This is a genomic window from Pseudomonas sp. NPDC089734, assembly GCF_044748865.1.
Lineage (GTDB): Bacteria > Pseudomonadota > Gammaproteobacteria > Pseudomonadales > Pseudomonadaceae > Aquipseudomonas.
The window spans coordinates 125,582-141,922 of record NZ_JBIVGV010000007.1; the positions used below are offsets into that span (position 1 = coordinate 125,582).

Here is a 16,341-nt window from a genome sequence, read left to right on the forward strand (position 1 = left end):
AAGATCGGCAAATGAGAATCATGAAACTTGGATAAAGTCATAGCCATGTGCCCAAGTGGCTGTGGACCGGCTCTCATTAAGCGGGCAGAATCTTCACCTGACCTTGAGTAAGTTCTTATGTCTGAAGAGTTGACCCCCGAGCAGATCCAGAAAGCCCTCCAGGGCATCAGTGTCCCGCCGCAGCCACAGATCATGGTGGACCTGCAGATGGAGCAATACATGCCAGACCCCGATCTGGCCGTGATTGCACGTCTGATTTCACAGGACCCGGGCCTGTCCGGTGCGTTGCTCAAGATCGTCAACTCGCCGCATTACGGCTTGTCCAACAAGATCGCCTCGATTCAGAAGGCCGTTAACCTGCTGGGCAGTCGCACCGTCATCAACCTGATCAATGCTCAGTCGATCAAGGGTGAGATGAGCGACGAAACCATCGTGACGCTCAATCGCTTCTGGGACAGTGCACAGGATGTGGCCATTACCAGCCTGACCCTGGCCAAGCGCATCGGTTCGCAGACCGTGGATGAGTCCTATGCCCTGGGGCTGTTCCACGATTGCGGTATTCCGCTGATGCTCAAGCGTTTTCCTGACTACATGCAGGTGCTGGAAGACTCCTACGCCAAGGCCAGTTCCGAATGCCGCATCGTGGACACCGAAAACAGCGCGTTCGACACCAATCATGCCGTGGTCGGTTATTTCACGGCCAAGTCCTGGCGTCTGCCTGAGCACGTGTGCAATGCCATTGCCAACCACCACAATGCCCTGGCGATCTTCAAGGACGATTCGAGCCGCAACACGACGCTCAAGAATCTTCTGGCTCCCCTGAAAATGGCCGAGCATATCTGTGAGTCCAGCCGGGTGCTGGGCAACCAGGACCAGGATCATGAGTGGGACAGCATCGGTGACCTGGTGCTGGATTACGTCGGACTGTCCGAATACGACTTTGAATACCTCAAGGAAAGCATTCGCGAGCTGGGTGCGCACTGATCCTGCGCATCCGCGGTTTTTCTCTTCTGCACCACCGAGTTTTCCATGCCCGAATTACCTGAAGTCGAAACCACGCGCCGAGGCATTGCGCCCCATCTGGAAGGGCAGCGTGTCAGTCGTGTGATCGTGCGTGATCGACGTTTGCGCTGGCCCGTTCCCGAAGACCTGGATGTGCGTCTGTCCGGGCAGCGTATTCTGCAGGTCGATCGGCGCGCCAAATACCTGTTGATCCAGGCCGAGGTCGGTACGCTTATCAGCCATCTGGGCATGTCGGGCAACCTGCGTCTGGTGGAAGCCGGTTTGCCTGCGCTCAAGCATGAGCATGTGGATATCGAGCTGGAGTCCGGGCTGGCCCTGCGTTACACCGACCCGCGTCGATTCGGTGCGATGCTCTGGAGCCTGGATCCGCATAACCACGAACTCCTGATCCGCCTGGGTCCGGAGCCTCTGACGGACCTGTTCGACGGTGAGCGGCTTTATGAGCGCTCCCGAGGCAAGTCGATCGCCGTGAAGCCCTTCATCATGGATAACGCGGTGGTGGTCGGGGTGGGCAATATCTATGCGACCGAAGCGCTTTTTGCCGCCGGTATCGATCCGCGCCGCGAAGCCAAGAGCATTTCCCGGGCGCGTTACCTGAAGCTGGCCATCGAGATCAAACGCATATTGGCTCATGCCATCGAGCAGGGCGGTACGACGCTGCGTGACTTCATCGGGGGCGATGGAAAGCCGGGTTATTTCCAGCAGGAACTCTTTGTCTACGGTCGTGGCGAACAGCCTTGCAAGGTCTGCGGCTCCCAGTTGCGCGAGGTCAAGCTGGGCCAGAGGGCCAGTGTGTATTGCCCCAGGTGTCAGACCTGAAGCCCACGCTTTGAAATACCTGCTTCCTTGCTTAACCCTCAGTGCTGTTTATAGTTATCAGCATTCCAACCCGTAACACCTGAAGGACCACGTCATGAGTCTGTTTCGTATTATTGCCGCCACTCTGGCTCTGCTCGTCGGGCTACAGGCTGTACCGGCCGTGGCAGCCGACATTCCGGCGGGCAGCGGTGACCCGGTCTACAGCATCCAGACCCCGCCGGCTTACGCCATGATCGGTGATCTGATCATTGCCCGTCCCCTGTTGATTGCAGCGACCATCGTCGGCACGGGCCTGTTCGTCATTGCTGCGCCCTTTGCCGCAGCGGGTGGCAATCTGGGCGCAACGGGCAAGGCGCTCGTGGTCGACCCGGGCAAGGCTGCGTTCGTCAGGTGTCTGGGCTGTACCGGCGATGGGTATGGCAAGCAGGAATGATTCGACGCGTTTCCACCACCGGCGGATAAAGGCTAGGCCTTGCCGGTGATGAGGCGGTATTTGGTCATCAGCTCGTCTTTGCTTTCGACGCGGTTTTCGTCAAGCGGGATGCAATCCACAGGGCAGACCTGCTGGCATTGCGGCTCGTCGTAATGGCCAACGCATTCCGTACACAGGTTCGGGTTGATCACGTAGATCTCCTCGCCTTGTGAAATCGCCTCGTTCGGGCACTCGGGTTCGCAGACGTCGCAGTTGATGCAATCGTCAGTGATGATCAGGGACATGAAGCACTCCAGCCGCGGACTGTACCGGGGCATATGAAAACCAATGCGGCGAATTGTGCCGCATTAGCGCTTTTGATGCACCTCGACGTTACGAACGCTTGAAGCGGTCAGTCAGGGCCTGGGCCACGACCGGGTGCACAAACTTGTTGATATCACCGCCCAATGCGGCAATTTCACGGACCAATGTCGACGAAATGAACGAATAGCGTTCCGACGGAGTGAGAAACAGACTCTCGACGTCCGGTGCCAGTTGTCGGTTCATGTTGGCCAGCTGGAATTCATACTCGAAATCGGAAACCGCCCGCAGACCGCGCAGAAAGACATTGGCGTTCTGCTCCTTGGCGAACTGCGCCAGCAAGGTCGAAAAGCCTACGACTTCGACATTGGGCAGGTGTTTGGTGACCTCGCGCGCCAGCTCCACACGTTGTTCCAGTGGGAACAGCGGGTTTTTCTTCGGGCTGGCAGCCACGGCAATGACCACCTGGTCGAACAGGCGCGAGGCGCGTTCGACCAGATCGCCGTGGCCCTTGGTTATAGGGTCGAAGGTGCCTGGGTACAACACTCGGTTCATCGCGTCGTCCTGGTCGGAGTCCGGTTGGGGACTCGGATGTTATCGCAGCCGCTCCGGTGGGCCAAGTCGAGGTGTAGCTGGCGAAGGTCGTATTGTGCCGATTATCGGCGATTTTTTCTCATGCTGACGGCATCTGATAACACTGGTTGTCAGGTGAAACTCAGCGCAGGAACAGTTTATAGACCAATCGCTGAAGGAATTTTCCATAGGGTGGGTAGACCAGGCGCGCCGCATTGAAACGTTGCTTGATGAGCACGCTTTTGGCATGGCTGAAGGTCAGAAATCCTTCCCGGCCGTGGTAGTGCCCCATGCCCGAAGGGCCGATGCCACCGAACGGCAAGTCATCCTGAGCGGCATGCAGCAACGTATCGTTCAGGCATACGCCACCGGAGTGGGTGCGCTCCAGTACCTGTTTCTGTTCGGCCTTGTTGTAACCGAAATAGTAGAGCGCCAGTGGGCGAGGTCGCTGATTGATGTAGGCGAAGGCTTCATCGATATGGTTGTAAGGCACGACAGGCAACAAGGGGCCGAAAATTTCATCCTGCATCACCAGCATGTCGTCGTTGACGTCCAGCAGGACGCTGAATGGCATGCGTTGCGCCTGCCCCTGTTCATACAGTGTGATGACCGTGGCTCCTTTGCCGGTTGCGTCGCTCAGGTAGTGATTCAGACGTGCCAGTTGTCGTTGATTGATGATGGCCGTGTAGTCCGGGTTGTCGGCAAGTGTTGGATAGAAGCCTTGAACGGCCTGCTTATAGGCTTCGACAAAGTCGTCTGCCCGATCCTGTGGCACCAGCACGTAATCCGGTGCGATGCAGGTCTGCCCGGCATTCAGCGTCTTACCGAAGGCAATGCGCTCGGCGGCGTCCTTGAGCGGTACATCATGGGACACGATGGCAGGGGACTTGCCGCCCAGTTCCAGCGTAACCGGTGTCAGGTTCTCGGCCGCGGCCCGCATCACGTGTCGGCCAATGCTGGTGGCACCCGTGAACAGCAGGTGATCGAACGGCAAGCGGGAGAAAGCGATACCCACATCGGCTTCGCCCAGCACCACGGCAACCAGATCCTCAGGAAATACCTGAGCGAACAGGCGCTTGAGCAGTTCGCCTGTCGTGGGAGTGGCTTCACTGAGCTTGAGCATTACCCGATTGCCGGCTGCCAGAGCGCCAATCAATGGCCCGATGGCCAGAAAAAGCGGGTAATTCCACGGCACGATTACCCCGACCACGCCCAGAGGCTGGTACTCCACCCTGGCCGACGCTGGTTGAAAGACCAGGCCGACATGGCGGCGCGAGGGTTTCATCCAGCGTTTGAGCTTTTTACGGGCATCGCGGATACCCAGCAGGCTGGGCAGCAGTTCGGCCAGCAGGGTTTCGTCGGCGCTACGATGGCTGAAGTCATGGCTGATGGCCTCGATCAGGGCCTGACGATGCTCATTGAGCAGTTCACCCAGGCTTTTGAGCCATTGCGAACGCTGAGCGGCCGTGGGCATCGGGTTGGCTGCAAAGGCCTGACGCTGGAGGGCAAAGCACTGTTCCAGTTTGCTGTCTGGGGGCGTGGCGTCAGGCATGCCGTGAGGTCCGTGCTGATTTTTTCAATCTTTTAGAGTTAATACTCTATAAAGTCAAATGGCTTTATGATGCGGTTCAATCCAATCGCTTGCGCTACCATCCCCTGATCAATACACCCGAGGGATCGAGCTGAGTATGGCTCCGCGTATCAAAACCCGTGAACGTATCGTGCAGGTCAGCCTGGAGCTGTTCAACCAGCAGGGTGAGCGTAGCGTGAGCACTAACCACATTGCCGCGCACATGGACATTTCGCCGGGTAATCTCTATTACCACTTCCCCAACAAGCAGGCGATCATCGCATCCTTGTTCAGCGAGTACGAAGCGTTGGTGGACGGTTTTCTGTACCCCCCGAAGGAACGTCTGCCCACGGTCAAGGACAAGCGTGACTACTTGCTGGCGATACTGGATGGTATGTGGCGCTACCGTTTTCTGCATCGCGATCTTGAGCACCTGCTCGCTTCCGATCCTGAACTGGCGACACGCTACCGGCGTTTTTCCCGGCGCTGTCTGCTTCAGGCGATGGCGATCTACAGTGTGTTCGTCGAAGCGGGCATCTTGAGCATGGATAAGACGCAGGTCGAATCGTTAACCCTCAACACATGGATCATCCTGACGTCCTGGGTACGTTTTCTGTGCACCACGCGGGAAAACACCACGCACTTGAATGAGGATGCCATTCGACGCGGTGTCTATCAGGTGCTTATGCTGGAGTCCGGCTATATCACGCCTCAGGCGCGCAATGAATTCAATGCCTTGTGCAATGATTTCTGCACGCCCTTGCCGAGTGTCTTGGGGGAAGGGGCCTGATAAGGGCCGGATCAATAACATTGCCGTCTGCTCGGCCTGCATGAATATTCGATTTTCTGTCTACAGGAGTTTGTCATGTCCATTGCGCAATTGATCAGCCCGAAGCAACTGGCGGCACGTCAAAAAGAGCCGGGGCTGGTGATTCTCGATTGTCGTTTTGCCCTGGAAGACCCCGATTACGGGCAACGCAGCTATGCCCAGGGGCATATCGACAGAGCGTCTTTTGCGGATCTGGAGCGTGACCTCAGCGGGCCGGTCATCCGGGGCAAGACCGGGCGTCATCCTCTACCGGACCCAAAGGCACTCGTGCAGCGTTTTCAGGCGTGGGGTATCAACCCGGACAGTGAAATCGTGCTGTATGACGACGGTCCCGGTGCCTTTGCCGCTCGTGCCTGGTGGCTGCTGGCCTGGCTGGGCAAGCGCGAGGGCGTCTATCTGCTCGATGGCGGTCTGAAAGCCTGGCATGCCGCGGGGTTGCCGTTGAGCCTCGATGCACCGGGTAACAAGCCTGGCGAATTTGCAGGCGAGCCTGACATGTCGCTGGTGCTCACGGCCAGCCGCTTGCAAGGACGTCTTGGCCGGCCGGAAATGACCTTGATCGATGCGCGTGCCGAAGCCCGTTTCCGGGGGGAGGTCGAACCCATCGATCCGGTCGCCGGGCATATTCCCGGCGCCCAATGTGTGACCTTCAATGAAAATCTGGGGGCGGACGGGCGCTTCCTGCCAGCCGAGCAACTCAAGCAGCGTTTTGCCGATACGCTGCAGGGGCGTTCGCCGACCGAGCTGGTTGCCTATTGCGGCTCAGGCGTCACGGCCTGTCATAACCTGTTTGCTCTGTGCCTGGCCGGTTATCCGTTGGGCGTGCTGTATGCCGGATCGTGGAGCGAGTGGATTACCGACTCTGCCCGTGAGGTCGTCACCGGCCCATAAATCTGTAGGCGCGAATGTATTCGCGAACGAGTAAATTCGCGGATAAATCCGCTCCTACAGGCAGTGTGCGTGCACGTAAGGATTGTCCCGCTCATGGGCAATGCTCAGCCAGAGCGGGATACGTCTCTCCAGGTAATAGCCGGGGTTTTTCAACGAGCCGTCGACAAACCCCACATGCCCGCCTTTGGCCTGTAGCTCGAATTCCGTGCAGGGGGATAACTCGCCGGGTTCGGGCAGGCTGTGGATAAATACGAAAGGATCGTCTGCGGCCTGGATAATCAGTGTCGGCGTGCGGATCTGGCCCAGGAAATACCGGCTCGATGCCCGGCGATAGTAATCCTGGGCATCGACGAAACCGTGCAGCGGTGCAGTCACCCTGCCATCGAAGTCCCAGAACGTGCGCATGTTTTCCAGTGAGCCCAGAGCCGCCAGCTCTGCCAGCCCTTCGCTTAGCCCTTCATGCTTGAAGCGGCGTTGCTTGTCCCGGACGTAAGCCAGCATTTCCCGCATGAAATGCCGTTGATAGACCCTGGAAAATCCCTGCCCGATACGGTTGGCACACTCGTCCAGCCGGAAGGGGACCGATACCGCGACAGCCCCCAGCAACTCGCTCTGTGTGCCTGACTCACCCAGGTATTTGAGCAGGACATTGCCGCCCAACGAATAGCCCACGGCATAAAGCGGGGCCATGGGACGCAGTGCCCGCAGGTGGGCAATGACTTCGGCCAGGTCCTCGCTGGCACCGGAATGGTAACTGCGCGACAACAGGTTGGGTTCGCCGGAGCAACCGCGCCAGTTCAGCGCGACACTGGCCCACCCCTGCGCGGCCAGCGCCTTTTGCAGACCGGCGACATAAGGCGAGTTGGATGATCCCGTCAGCCCGTGCAGGACCAAAACCAGCGGCGTATCGGCCTGATGCGGGCCATGCCAGTCCATATCGAGAAAGTCCCCGTCCTCCAGCCACATGCGCTCACGGGTACGCTCAAGCCGCGTACGCTTGCGCAACAACGGCCCCCACAAGGTTTGCAGGTGGGGATTGCCCAAGCCTGAAGCCGGGACGAAATGATTCGCCAAGGGGAGTTGAAGGGGGCTGGTGGACACGGTCTTGCTCGTCGATGGAGGTAAAGACCGTACGTTGCCACTAAGTGATGCGAGATGTAAGCGGTTTTTGGCTGAGTGGTTTGAGGGCTTCGCGAATGAATTGGCTCCTATGCAGGCGGTAGGAGCGAATTCATTCGCGAACGAGAGGAGCGTTACCCCCGCTGCCAGAGTGCGTAATAAACCTGCCCGGCCTTTTTCTCTCGATGCAGCCTCCAGTTGCCCGGCAGGCCGGTGGTGGAGGGGGCTGTTTCGCTTTCGGTGTAGATCCAGGCGTTGTCGGTCAGCCAGCCTCGGGTTTCCAGCAGGTTGCAGGCGGATGCCAGCAAGCCCAGGTGGAAGGGCGGGTCGAGGAAGACGACGTCAAACGGCGCGGCGGTGACTGTTTCCAGATGACGCAGGGCGTCCGTCTGGGCGACCTGGCCTGTGGTGCAGCGCAACAGGCTCAGGTTTTCGCGCAGGCTGGCGATGGCGGCCGCGTTGCTGTCCAGTGCCAGGCCCATGCTGGCACCGCGCGACAGCGCCTCGAAATACAGTGCGCCGCTGCCGGTGAAGACATCCAGTACCTTGGCGCCTGCGATATAGGGGGCCAGCCAGTTGAACAGGGTTTCGCGCACGCGATCCGGTGTCGGGCGCAAGCCGGGAGCGTCGGGGAAGGTCAGGCGGCGGCTGCCCCATTCTCCCCCGATGATACGAAGTTGGCCCAGGCCGTTGTGGGTCTTTGGACGTGGATTGGCCATTAGTGCTCCGGAACCCCTACAGGTCGTTGGACGGGTTTGTCGGTGGGAGGTGGCAGAGGTTTCTGCGGCACGGTCGGGCCAACGGTGACAATCACCATCTTGTCCGCGCTCAGGTGCTTGTTCATGGCAGCCTTGACCTGCTCGACCGTCACGCTCTGTGCCTGAGCCATGTAGTCCTCAAGAAAGTTCAGCGGCAGGTCGTAGAAACCGATGGAGCCCAATTGGCCGACAATCGCGGCGTTGTTGGCGGCTGTCAGCGGGAAGCTGCCGGTCAGCTCGCGTTTGACGTCGTCGAGTTCCTTCTGGGTCGGGCCGTTGGCGAGGAAGTCACGGACGATGTCCTGCACCAGTTTCAGGGTGTTTTCACTCATGTCGGCTCGGGTTTGCAGGCTGATCATGAAAGGACCGAGCCCCTGCATCGGGGTGAACCCGGAAGATACGCCATAGGTCAGCCCGCGCTTTTCCCGGACTTCTGTCATCAGACGGCTGCCGAAACCGCCGCCACCCAGCACCGAGTTGCCCACGCTGAGGACGGCGTAGTCAGGGTCATTACGGTCAATGCCCATTTGCGCCAGCATCAGGTGGGTCTGGTTGGAGGCGAATTCGATGTGTGTGCTGCCGGGCTTGGGCTCGGCCGCCTTGGCAATTTTCGGCAGTGCCGGACCTTTGGGCAGCGAAGCCGAGACGTGCGCGGCGATGGCTTGCGCTTCATCCCGCGACAGGTCGCCGACCAGCGCGATGACCGCATTGCCAGCGGCATAGCTTTTGGCGTGAAAGGCCTTGAGTTGTGCCTGGGTGATGGCGTTGATGCTTTTGGCATCGCCGTCGCTGGGGTGGCCGTAAGGATGGTCGCCATACAGTTTCTTGAACAGTTCCTTGCCGGCAATCGCGCCGGGGTTCTGTTTCTTGTACTCGAAACTGGCGAGTATCTGGTTCTTGATGCGTGCCAGCGAGTCGGCGGGAAAGGTGGGTTTGCCCACGACTTCGCTGAATAGCTTCAGGGCCGGTTCGCGTTTGTCCGACGCGCTGAGGCTGCGCAGGGAGGCCACGGCCATGTCGCGGTAGGAGCCGTTGCCGAAGTCGGCACCCAGGCCTTCAAAGCCTTGGGCGATAGCGCTGACATCCTTGCCTTTTACGCCTTCGTTGAGCATGGCATTGGTCAGCAGGGCGATACCGGGTGTGTTCTGGTCCTGGCTGCTGCCTGCGGCGAAGGTCAGGCGCAGGTCGAACATCGGCAGTTCACGGGATTCCACGAACAGCACCTTGGCGCCTTCGGCAGTTTTCCAGGTCTGGATGTCCAGAGTGCGGCGGGCCGGCGTTTTGCCGTCCAGTTCCTTGAGGGTCTGTAACTGGCTGCCCAGTTGAGGCGTTGCCTGGGCGGTATTGTTACCTGCGGCGTTGTCCGCCAGAACGGGCTGGGCGATGAGTGCCGACAGCGTGAGGGCAAGCCATGTATGGCGGGGAGCGATGCGCTTGATCATTTGGCTTTCTCCTCAGGCAGAGCGTGTGCAACGCTGAGGCGTTCACGGGTGAAGTAGGTGTTGGCGGCTTTCTGAATATCGGCCGGAGTCACGCTTTGCAGGGCGGCAACCTCTTCGTCGATCAGTTTCCAGGACAGGCCGACGGTTTCCAGTTGGCCAATGGTGGTGGCCTGGCTGGTAATCGAATCACGCTCGTAGACCACGCCTGCAATGACCTGGGCGCGCACGCGCTCCAGCTCTTCGGCTGACGGTGCCTTGGTTTTCAGGTCATTGAGCAGGCGCCAGATGCCCGCTTCGGCATCGGCCAGGGTCTTTTTCTTTTGCACGTTGGGTGTGGCACTGATCATGAACAGCGTGTCGCCGCGGGTGAAGGCGTTGTACAGGGACGATGCGTTGGAAACCAGCTCTTCACCCCGCTCCAGACGGGTCGGAATGCGTGCGCTGTAGCCGCCGTCGAGCAGGGCTGCAATCAGGCGCAGGGCATTGACCGAGCGAGGGTCTTCGGCGGTGGTCAGGCTGGGTACGTTGAAGCCGTAGATCAGGCTGGGTTGTTGAGTCTGCACATGCATGCTGAGACGACGTTCGCCCGGCTCGGCCAGTTCCAGCGGTTTTTTCGACGACGGTACATCGCGGCGAGGGATCGCGCCGAAGAAGCGTTCGGCCAGGGCTTTGACTTCATCGGGTTTTACATCGCCCACGACCACCAGCGTGGCGTTGTTCGGCGCGTACCACGACTCGTACCAGTGACGCAGCTCCTCGACCTGCATGCGGTTCAGGTCCGACATCCAGCCGATGGTCGGCGTATGGTAGCCGCTGGCTGGATAAGCCATGGCCTTGAAACGCTCAAAGACCTTGTTCATGGGCTTGTCATCGGTGCGCAGACGGCGTTCTTCCTTGATGACTTCGATTTCGCGACTGAATTCGTCGGCCGGCAGCTTCAGGGTTGCCATGCGGTCGGCTTCCAGTTCCAGGGCCACGCTCAGACGATCCTTGGCCAGCAACTGGTAATAGGCGGTGTAGTCGTCGCTGGTGAAGGCGTTCTCTTCGGCGCCCAGATCACGCAGGATCAAGGAGGATTCGCCCGGGCCTGTCTTGCTGCTGCCTTTGAACATCATGTGCTCAAGGGCGTGGGACAGACCGGTCTGGCCCGGCGTCTCGTAGCTGGAGCCGACCTTGTACCAGATCTGGGATACCACGACCGGTGCGCGGTGGTCTTCCCGGACGATGACTTTCAGGCCATTGTCCAGCATGAACTCGTGAGTAGGCTGTGGATCGGCGGCCAATGCTGTCAGGGGCAGACAAATCGTGCTGAGCAGCAGGCCAGCGGCGCGGCGGGCTAGAGCATTCATTCGTAATTCGAACCTGTAGGACTGCCCGCTTGAACTTAGCGTCGGCGGGCGCGGGGGTGTTAGGATACTGATCCGTTTGCGACAGAAACAGCCTTCATTAGCCAAGTGCGAGTGAAACCTGTTCAAATCGCGGTTAAACACTAGACCTATAAAGAGCTGCGGAATGAACAAGCGGTTCTAAACGCAGTCTTGGTTACATGTCAGAATTTCCCGAAACGCCATATGGCGTTTCGCTACCTTGAGATAGCCGTCCTCCATGTTTGGTTCCAACGACGACAAGAAGACCCCAGCTGCGGCTGGCGAGAAGAAAGGCCTGTTCGGTTGGCTGCGCAAGAAACCGCAGGAAACCGTACAACCGCCGCAAGAATCATCCACTGCTCAGCCTGAGCCGGTCGTTGAAGCGGCTGTGCCCGCGGAGCCGTCACTCGCTGTGCCACCGACTTCCGAGCCTTTGCCTGAAGCGGTCGCACCAGCGCCCCAGGCACATGTGCAACCGGGAGAGCCGTCTCCACAGCCCTGGCTGACGTTGCCTGTGGCCGAAGAGCCCGTGGCGCTGACGGATGAGCACGAAGCCCATGTCACGCCGCCGATTCCGGCGCAGGCGCATGTTCCGGCCGCTCCAGAGCCGGACGTCGCTGCGGCTCCTGAGCCACAGGTGGCACCTGTCGTGGAGTCTGAGCCTGTTACTCCGGCTCCTGCGGCTGAGACGCCAGTGGAGGCACCTCCGGTTGCTCCGGTCGTTGCCGAGCCTGTCATCGAGCCCGCTCCTGCCGCCGAGCCGCAGGCCGAAGCCCCCAAGGCTGGCTTCTTTACCCGCCTCAAGCAGGGCCTGTCGAAGACCAGTGCCAGCATTGGCGAAGGCATGGCCAGCCTGTTTCTGGGCAAGAAGGCGATCGACGATGACTTGCTGGAAGAAATCGAAACCCGTCTGCTGACGGCCGACGTCGGTGTCGAAGCGACCTCGGTGATCATCCAGAACCTGACCCAGAAGGTCGCACGCAAGCAACTGACCGACGCCCAGGCGCTGTATACCTCGTTGCAAGGCGAGCTGGCCGAGATGCTCAAGCCCGTCGAGCAGCCTCTGGTCATCAAGGCCGAGCACAAGCCATTCGTGATTCTGGTGGTGGGCGTCAATGGTGCGGGCAAGACCACCACCATCGGCAAGCTGGCCAAGAAGCTGCAGCTCGAAGGCAAGAAAGTCATGCTGGCCGCGGGCGATACCTTCCGTGCCGCCGCAGTCGAGCAATTGCAGGTCTGGGGCGAGCGCAACCAGATTCCGGTCATCGCCCAGCACACGGGTGCCGATTCCGCTTCGGTGATCTTCGACGCCGTGCAGGCGGCCAAGGCCCGTGGCATCGATGTGCTGATCGCGGATACCGCTGGCCGTCTGCACACCAAAGACAACCTGATGGAAGAACTGAAAAAGGTTCGCCGTGTGATCGGCAAGCTGGATGCCGAGGCTCCCCATGAAGTGCTGCTGGTGCTCGATGCCGGCACCGGACAGAACGCGATCAATCAGGCCAGACAATTCAACCAGACGGTCGCCCTGACCGGTCTGGCACTCACTAAACTCGATGGCACGGCAAAAGGCGGTGTGATCTTCGCCCTGGCCAAGCAGTTCGGCCTGCCGATCCGTTATATCGGTGTGGGTGAAGGTATCGACGATCTGCGTACCTTTGAGGCGCAGCCTTTTGTTCAGGCTCTGTTTGCGGAGCGGGAGCGTTCATGATTCGTTTCGAGCAGGTCGGTAAGCGTTATCCGAATGGACATGTCGGATTGCATGAACTGAGCTTTCGAGTGCGTCGCGGTGAGTTCCTGTTCGTCACCGGCCATTCCGGTGCCGGTAAAAGTACCCTGTTGCGCCTGTTGCTGGCCATGGAGCGACCCACCAGCGGCAAGCTGATGCTGGCGGGTCAGGACCTGGGGCAGATCAGCAACGCACAGATTCCATTCTTGCGGCGGCAGATCGGTGTGGTGTTCCAGAATCACCAGTTGCTGTTTGATCGCACGGTGTTCAACAACGTCGCGCTACCCTTGCAGATCCTGGGCTTGTCCAAGGTCGAGATTGCCAAGCGCGTCGACTCGGCCCTGGAGCGAGTGGCCTTGTCCGACAAAGCCGAGCTGTACCCGGGCGACTTGTCCACCGGTCAGCAACAGCGTGTGGGTATTGCCCGTGCCATCGTCCATCGCCCGGCCTTGCTGCTGGCCGATGAGCCGACCGGTAACCTCGATCCACGATTGGCAGCGGAAATCATGGGTGTGTTTGAAGATATCAACCGGTTGGGGACCAGTGTGCTGATTGCCAGTCATGACCTGGCCCTGATCGCACGCATGCGCCATCGCATGCTGACCTTGCAGCGCGGCCGTCTGATCGGTGACGGGGAGGCCGGAGCATGAGTGCCACACGCAGCCCCAAAGTGTCGGATCGCGTTTCTCCAAAGGCCGCCGAGCCGGCCCCGCAGAAACAGAAGAAACGTCAGGATCACGATGATGATGGTCCAGACTTCAATACCTTGCTGGCGGCCTGGCTGGAAAGCCATCGCTCCAGCCTGCTCGACAGCCTGCGTCGCCTTGGCAAGCAGCCGATCGGCAGCTTCTTTACCTGTCTGGTAATGGCTGTTGCCTTGAGCCTGCCCATGGGCTTGTCGCTGCTGTTGAGCAATGTCGAGCGCCTGGGCGGGTCGTGGCAGCGAGCGGCGCAGATTTCCATTTATATGAATCTGAATGCCAGCACTGCTGACGGCACTCGACTGAGAGACGAAATCAAGGCAATGCCCGGCGTCGCCGAGGCCGAGTACATCAGCAGCGAGCAGGCACTCGATGAGTTCCAGCAGCAGTCCGGGCTGGGCGAGGCGCTCAAGGAACTGCCGCAGAACCCGTTGCCGGGCGTGGTGCTGGTTACGCCCCATGAAGTCGACAAGGCGGCACTCGAAGCCTTGCGTGCCCGTCTGGCCGAATTGCCCAAGGTGGAGCAGGCTCAGCTGGATCTGGTCTGGGTCGAGCGTCTGGCGGCCATTCTCAAGCTGGGCGACCGTTTTGTCTTCGGCTTGACGGTCCTGCTGGTTTCCGCTTTGCTGCTGGTGATCGGTAATACCATTCGCCTGCACATCGAAAACCGCCGTACCGAGATTGAAGTCATCAAGCTGGTGGGCGGCACCGACAGTTATGTGCGCAGGCCTTTCCTTTATATGGGCGCGCTGTATGGTTTCGGGGCGGGTTTACTGTCCTGGGGCGTGCTGGCATTCGGCCTGGACTGGTTGAACGACTCGGTTGTGGGGCTGGCCGGGCTGTATGGCAGCGACTTCGCATTGGCGGGTGTTCCGCTGGCCGATGGTCTGTCGCTCTTGCTTGGTGCGGTCTTGTTAGGGTATATCGGTGCATGGATTGCAGTCGCACGTCATCTAAGAGAGCTGGCGCCGCGCTGAAATGAATTTTGTTTCACCAATTGACTTTTTCAGCTTAGGGAACTTGTCTAGCGGTTCCCGGTCAATTTCGCAGTGCTGAACTGCACGAGTCATGTGAGTCGGAGGTTTTTTCGTATGACCACTTCTTTGCAACCTGCTTATGCATTGGTCCCGGGTGCAAACCTGGAAGCCTATGTGCACACGGTGAACAGCATTCCGTTGCTGACGCCCGAGCAGGAGCGTGAACTGGCTGAGAGTCTCTACTATGAGCAGGACCTGGACGCGGCCCGTCAGATGGTCCTCGCCCACCTGCGTTTTGTCGTACATATCGCACGCAGTTATTCGGGTTACGGTCTGGCACAGTCCGACCTGATCCAGGAAGGCAACGTCGGCCTGATGAAAGCCGTCAAACGCTTCAATCCCGAAATGGGCGTGCGTCTGGTGTCGTTCGCCGTTCACTGGATCAAGGCCGAAATTCACGAATTCATCCTGCGCAACTGGCGTATCGTCAAGGTCGCCACGACCAAGGCCCAGCGCAAGCTGTTCTTCAACCTGCGCAGCCAGAAGAAGCGTCTGGCATGGCTGAACAACGATGAAGTGCATCGTGTGGCCGAGAGTCTGGGTGTGGAGCCACGTGAAGTCCGTGAGATGGAAAGCCGTCTGACAGGCCAGGACATGGCATTCGACCCGGCAGCAGAAGCTGACGACGACAGCGCCTTCCAGTCTCCGGCCAACTACCTGGAAGACCACCGTTACGATCCGGCGCGTCAGCTGGAAGATTCCGACTGGAGCGACAGCTCCACGGCCAATCTTCATCAGGCGCTGGATGTGCTCGACGAGCGCAGCCGCGACATTCTCTACCAGCGCTGGCTGGCAGAGGAGAAAGCCACGCTGCACGACCTGGCGCAAAAGTACAACGTCTCTGCCGAGCGTATTCGTCAGCTTGAAAAGAGCGCGATGAACAAGCTCAAGACGTCGATAGCCGCTTGATAAAAACGCCCTGATCATCAGGGCGTTTTTGTTTCTGCAGGAGTGAATTCATTCGCGAAGGCTTTCGCGGATAAATCCGCTCCTACAGTCTGCGACTGTTGTTCAGCCCGGCCAGATAACTGTCCCCGCCCAATTGACGCATCTGTTGACGAATCCAGCCTGCGCGGCGTGAAACGTAACTGCTGGGGTGGCTGGCGCTCCATTGGCGTGGATTGGGCAGTACCGCCGCCAGATAGCTGGCCTGCTGGGTCGAGAGTGTGCTGGCGTTGGTGCGGAAGTGATGTTGCGCCGCTGCCTGGGCACCGAAGACGCCTTCATCCCACTCGACACTGTTCAGATAGACCTCAAGGATGCGTTCCTTGGGCCACAGCAGTTCGATCAGCACGGTAAACCAGGCTTCCAGCCCCTTGCGCAGATAGCTGCGGCCCGACCACAGGAACAGGTTTTTCGAGACCTGCTGGCTCAGCGTACTGGCCCCGCGTATCGAGCCACCGCGTTCGTTATGCAGAATTGCCGCCTGGATGGCATTGATATCAAAGCCCCAATGTTCGGCGAATTTTTGATCTTCGCCCGCAATGACCGCGACTTTCAGGCTGTCCGAGATCCTGTTCCAGGGTTGCCAGGTACGTTGCAGGTCAATAGGTTCGCCATCGATCCATGATTCAATCTTGCGCTCGACCATCAACGCGGTGCCTGGTGGCGGAATCCAGCGCAGGATCAGAACCAGAATGAAACTGCCTGCTGCGAACCACAGCAGGGCTTTGGCGACACGATGCAAGAGAAAACGCAGCATAGAGATGGCTTGGCCGAACCCGTTGAGCGGGCCATTATACAGACCATG

At 59.3% G+C, this 16,341-nt stretch carries 17 protein-coding genes; 9 read left to right on the top strand and 8 right to left on the bottom strand.

Going from position 1 to position 16,341, the window contains the following annotated elements:
- Positions 1-117 precede the first annotated feature (117 nt).
- The 3 genes from ACIPY9_RS11445 (at position 118) to ACIPY9_RS11455 (ending at position 2,275) form a co-directional block, all read left to right on the top strand.
- Positions 118-984: an HDOD domain-containing protein gene (locus ACIPY9_RS11445; RefSeq protein ID WP_400700585.1), complete on the top strand. Its 867-nt coding sequence runs from the start codon at positions 118-120 to the stop codon at positions 982-984.
- A 45-nt stretch (positions 985-1,029) separates the two neighbouring features.
- Positions 1,030-1,842, top strand: a complete 813-nt coding sequence (mutM, locus tag ACIPY9_RS11450) for a bifunctional DNA-formamidopyrimidine glycosylase/DNA-(apurinic or apyrimidinic site) lyase (protein ID WP_400700587.1) — start codon at positions 1,030-1,032, stop codon at positions 1,840-1,842.
- A gap of 94 nt (positions 1,843-1,936) precedes the next feature.
- Positions 1,937-2,275, top strand: a complete 339-nt coding sequence (locus ACIPY9_RS11455; protein ID WP_400700589.1) for a multidrug transporter — start codon at positions 1,937-1,939, stop codon at positions 2,273-2,275.
- Positions 2,276-2,307: 32 nt separating this feature from the next.
- Here ACIPY9_RS11455 and ACIPY9_RS11460 read toward each other — a convergent pair whose 3' ends face one another.
- From ACIPY9_RS11460 to ACIPY9_RS11470, 3 genes are all read right to left on the bottom strand, one after another.
- Positions 2,308-2,559 carry a YfhL family 4Fe-4S dicluster ferredoxin gene (locus ACIPY9_RS11460; protein WP_025258125.1) on the bottom strand — a complete coding sequence of 84 codons (252 nt, stop codon included), beginning with the start codon at positions 2,557-2,559 and terminating at the stop codon, positions 2,308-2,310.
- A gap of 88 nt (positions 2,560-2,647) precedes the next feature.
- The gene (gene coaD, locus ACIPY9_RS11465) at positions 2,648-3,130 is read right to left on the bottom strand and encodes a pantetheine-phosphate adenylyltransferase (protein WP_122315044.1); all 483 of its coding nucleotides are present in this window, start codon (positions 3,128-3,130) and stop codon (positions 2,648-2,650) included.
- Between the two features lie 160 nt (positions 3,131-3,290).
- Positions 3,291-4,700 carry a coniferyl aldehyde dehydrogenase gene (locus tag ACIPY9_RS11470; protein WP_400700592.1) on the bottom strand — a complete coding sequence of 470 codons (1,410 nt, stop codon included), beginning with the start codon at positions 4,698-4,700 and terminating at the stop codon, positions 3,291-3,293.
- A gap of 136 nt (positions 4,701-4,836) precedes the next feature.
- Here ACIPY9_RS11470 and ACIPY9_RS11475 point away from each other — a divergent pair, with 136 nt between their 5' ends.
- Positions 4,837-5,508 (top strand): TetR/AcrR family transcriptional regulator, encoded by a 672-nt coding sequence (locus ACIPY9_RS11475; protein WP_400700594.1) that lies wholly within the window; start codon positions 4,837-4,839, stop codon positions 5,506-5,508.
- A gap of 75 nt (positions 5,509-5,583) precedes the next feature.
- Positions 5,584-6,438: a sulfurtransferase gene (locus tag ACIPY9_RS11480; protein ID WP_400700596.1), complete on the top strand. Its 855-nt coding sequence runs from the start codon at positions 5,584-5,586 to the stop codon at positions 6,436-6,438.
- Positions 6,439-6,492: 54 nt separating this feature from the next.
- On the opposite strand, the gene ACIPY9_RS11485 is transcribed toward ACIPY9_RS11480, so the two are convergent.
- The 4 genes from ACIPY9_RS11485 to ACIPY9_RS11500 form a co-directional block, all read right to left on the bottom strand.
- Positions 6,493-7,539 carry a hydrolase gene (locus tag ACIPY9_RS11485; protein WP_400700598.1) on the bottom strand — a complete coding sequence of 349 codons (1,047 nt, stop codon included), beginning with the start codon at positions 7,537-7,539 and terminating at the stop codon, positions 6,493-6,495.
- 152 nt (positions 7,540-7,691) lie between these two features.
- On the bottom strand, positions 7,692-8,276 hold the full coding sequence (gene rsmD, locus ACIPY9_RS11490) for a 16S rRNA (guanine(966)-N(2))-methyltransferase RsmD (RefSeq protein ID WP_400700600.1): 585 nt from the start codon (positions 8,274-8,276) through the stop codon (positions 7,692-7,694).
- A complete protein-coding gene (locus ACIPY9_RS11495) occupies positions 8,276-9,757 on the bottom strand; it encodes a M16 family metallopeptidase (protein WP_400700602.1) in 1,482 nt (493 codons plus the stop codon). Before ACIPY9_RS11495 ends, rsmD begins: the two co-directional genes overlap by 1 nt.
- A complete protein-coding gene (locus ACIPY9_RS11500; protein WP_400700604.1) occupies positions 9,754-11,106 on the bottom strand; it encodes a M16 family metallopeptidase in 1,353 nt (450 codons plus the stop codon). The genes ACIPY9_RS11495 and ACIPY9_RS11500 overlap by 4 nt, the downstream gene beginning before the upstream one ends.
- A gap of 256 nt (positions 11,107-11,362) precedes the next feature.
- Between ACIPY9_RS11500 and ftsY the strand changes: the two genes are divergently transcribed.
- The 4 genes from ftsY (at position 11,363) to rpoH (ending at position 15,500) form a co-directional block, all read left to right on the top strand.
- The gene (ftsY, locus tag ACIPY9_RS11505) at positions 11,363-12,835 is read left to right on the top strand and encodes a signal recognition particle-docking protein FtsY (protein ID WP_400700606.1); all 1,473 of its coding nucleotides are present in this window, start codon (positions 11,363-11,365) and stop codon (positions 12,833-12,835) included.
- The gene (ftsE, locus tag ACIPY9_RS11510) at positions 12,832-13,503 is read left to right on the top strand and encodes a cell division ATP-binding protein FtsE (protein ID WP_400700608.1); all 672 of its coding nucleotides are present in this window, start codon (positions 12,832-12,834) and stop codon (positions 13,501-13,503) included. Before ftsY ends, ftsE begins: the two co-directional genes overlap by 4 nt.
- The gene (gene ftsX, locus ACIPY9_RS11515) at positions 13,500-14,531 is read left to right on the top strand and encodes a permease-like cell division protein FtsX (protein ID WP_400700610.1); all 1,032 of its coding nucleotides are present in this window, start codon (positions 13,500-13,502) and stop codon (positions 14,529-14,531) included. The genes ftsE and ftsX overlap by 4 nt, the downstream gene beginning before the upstream one ends.
- A 114-nt stretch (positions 14,532-14,645) precedes the next feature.
- On the top strand, positions 14,646-15,500 hold the full coding sequence (rpoH, locus tag ACIPY9_RS11520; protein WP_400700612.1) for an RNA polymerase sigma factor RpoH: 855 nt from the start codon (positions 14,646-14,648) through the stop codon (positions 15,498-15,500).
- 82 nt (positions 15,501-15,582) lie between these two features.
- On the opposite strand, the gene mtgA is transcribed toward rpoH, so the two are convergent.
- Entirely contained in the window at positions 15,583-16,293 is a 711-nt protein-coding gene (gene mtgA, locus ACIPY9_RS11525) for a monofunctional biosynthetic peptidoglycan transglycosylase (RefSeq protein ID WP_400700614.1), read from the bottom strand.
- Between the last annotated feature and the right edge of the window lie 48 nt (positions 16,294-16,341).

What these genes read in the sequence shown, in the direction of transcription:
- ACIPY9_RS11445 (WP_400700585.1), top strand. Translation starts at nt 118, where the DNA reads ATGTCTGAAGAGTTGACCCCCGAGCAGATCCAGAAAGCCCTCCAGGGC.
- mutM (WP_400700587.1), top strand. Translation starts at nt 1,030, where the DNA reads ATGCCCGAATTACCTGAAGTCGAAACCACGCGCCGAGGCATTGCGCCC.
- ACIPY9_RS11455 (WP_400700589.1), top strand. Translation starts at nt 1,937, where the DNA reads ATGAGTCTGTTTCGTATTATTGCCGCCACTCTGGCTCTGCTCGTCGGG.
- ACIPY9_RS11460 (WP_025258125.1), bottom strand. Translation starts at nt 2,559, where the DNA reads ATGTCCCTGATCATCACTGACGATTGCATCAACTGCGACGTCTGCGAA.
- coaD (WP_122315044.1), bottom strand. Translation starts at nt 3,130, where the DNA reads ATGAACCGAGTGTTGTACCCAGGCACCTTCGACCCTATAACCAAGGGC.
- ACIPY9_RS11470 (WP_400700592.1), bottom strand. Translation starts at nt 4,700, where the DNA reads ATGCCTGACGCCACGCCCCCAGACAGCAAACTGGAACAGTGCTTTGCC.
- ACIPY9_RS11475 (WP_400700594.1), top strand. Translation starts at nt 4,837, where the DNA reads ATGGCTCCGCGTATCAAAACCCGTGAACGTATCGTGCAGGTCAGCCTG.
- ACIPY9_RS11480 (WP_400700596.1), top strand. Translation starts at nt 5,584, where the DNA reads ATGTCCATTGCGCAATTGATCAGCCCGAAGCAACTGGCGGCACGTCAA.
- rsmD (WP_400700600.1), bottom strand. Translation starts at nt 8,276, where the DNA reads ATGGCCAATCCACGTCCAAAGACCCACAACGGCCTGGGCCAACTTCGT.
- ACIPY9_RS11495 (WP_400700602.1), bottom strand. Translation starts at nt 9,757, where the DNA reads ATGATCAAGCGCATCGCTCCCCGCCATACATGGCTTGCCCTCACGCTG.
- ACIPY9_RS11500 (WP_400700604.1), bottom strand. Translation starts at nt 11,106, where the DNA reads ATGAATGCTCTAGCCCGCCGCGCCGCTGGCCTGCTGCTCAGCACGATT.
- ftsY (WP_400700606.1), top strand. Translation starts at nt 11,363, where the DNA reads ATGTTTGGTTCCAACGACGACAAGAAGACCCCAGCTGCGGCTGGCGAG.
- ftsE (WP_400700608.1), top strand. Translation starts at nt 12,832, where the DNA reads ATGATTCGTTTCGAGCAGGTCGGTAAGCGTTATCCGAATGGACATGTC.
- ftsX (WP_400700610.1), top strand. Translation starts at nt 13,500, where the DNA reads ATGAGTGCCACACGCAGCCCCAAAGTGTCGGATCGCGTTTCTCCAAAG.
- rpoH (WP_400700612.1), top strand. Translation starts at nt 14,646, where the DNA reads ATGACCACTTCTTTGCAACCTGCTTATGCATTGGTCCCGGGTGCAAAC.
- mtgA (WP_400700614.1), bottom strand. Translation starts at nt 16,293, where the DNA reads ATGCTGCGTTTTCTCTTGCATCGTGTCGCCAAAGCCCTGCTGTGGTTC.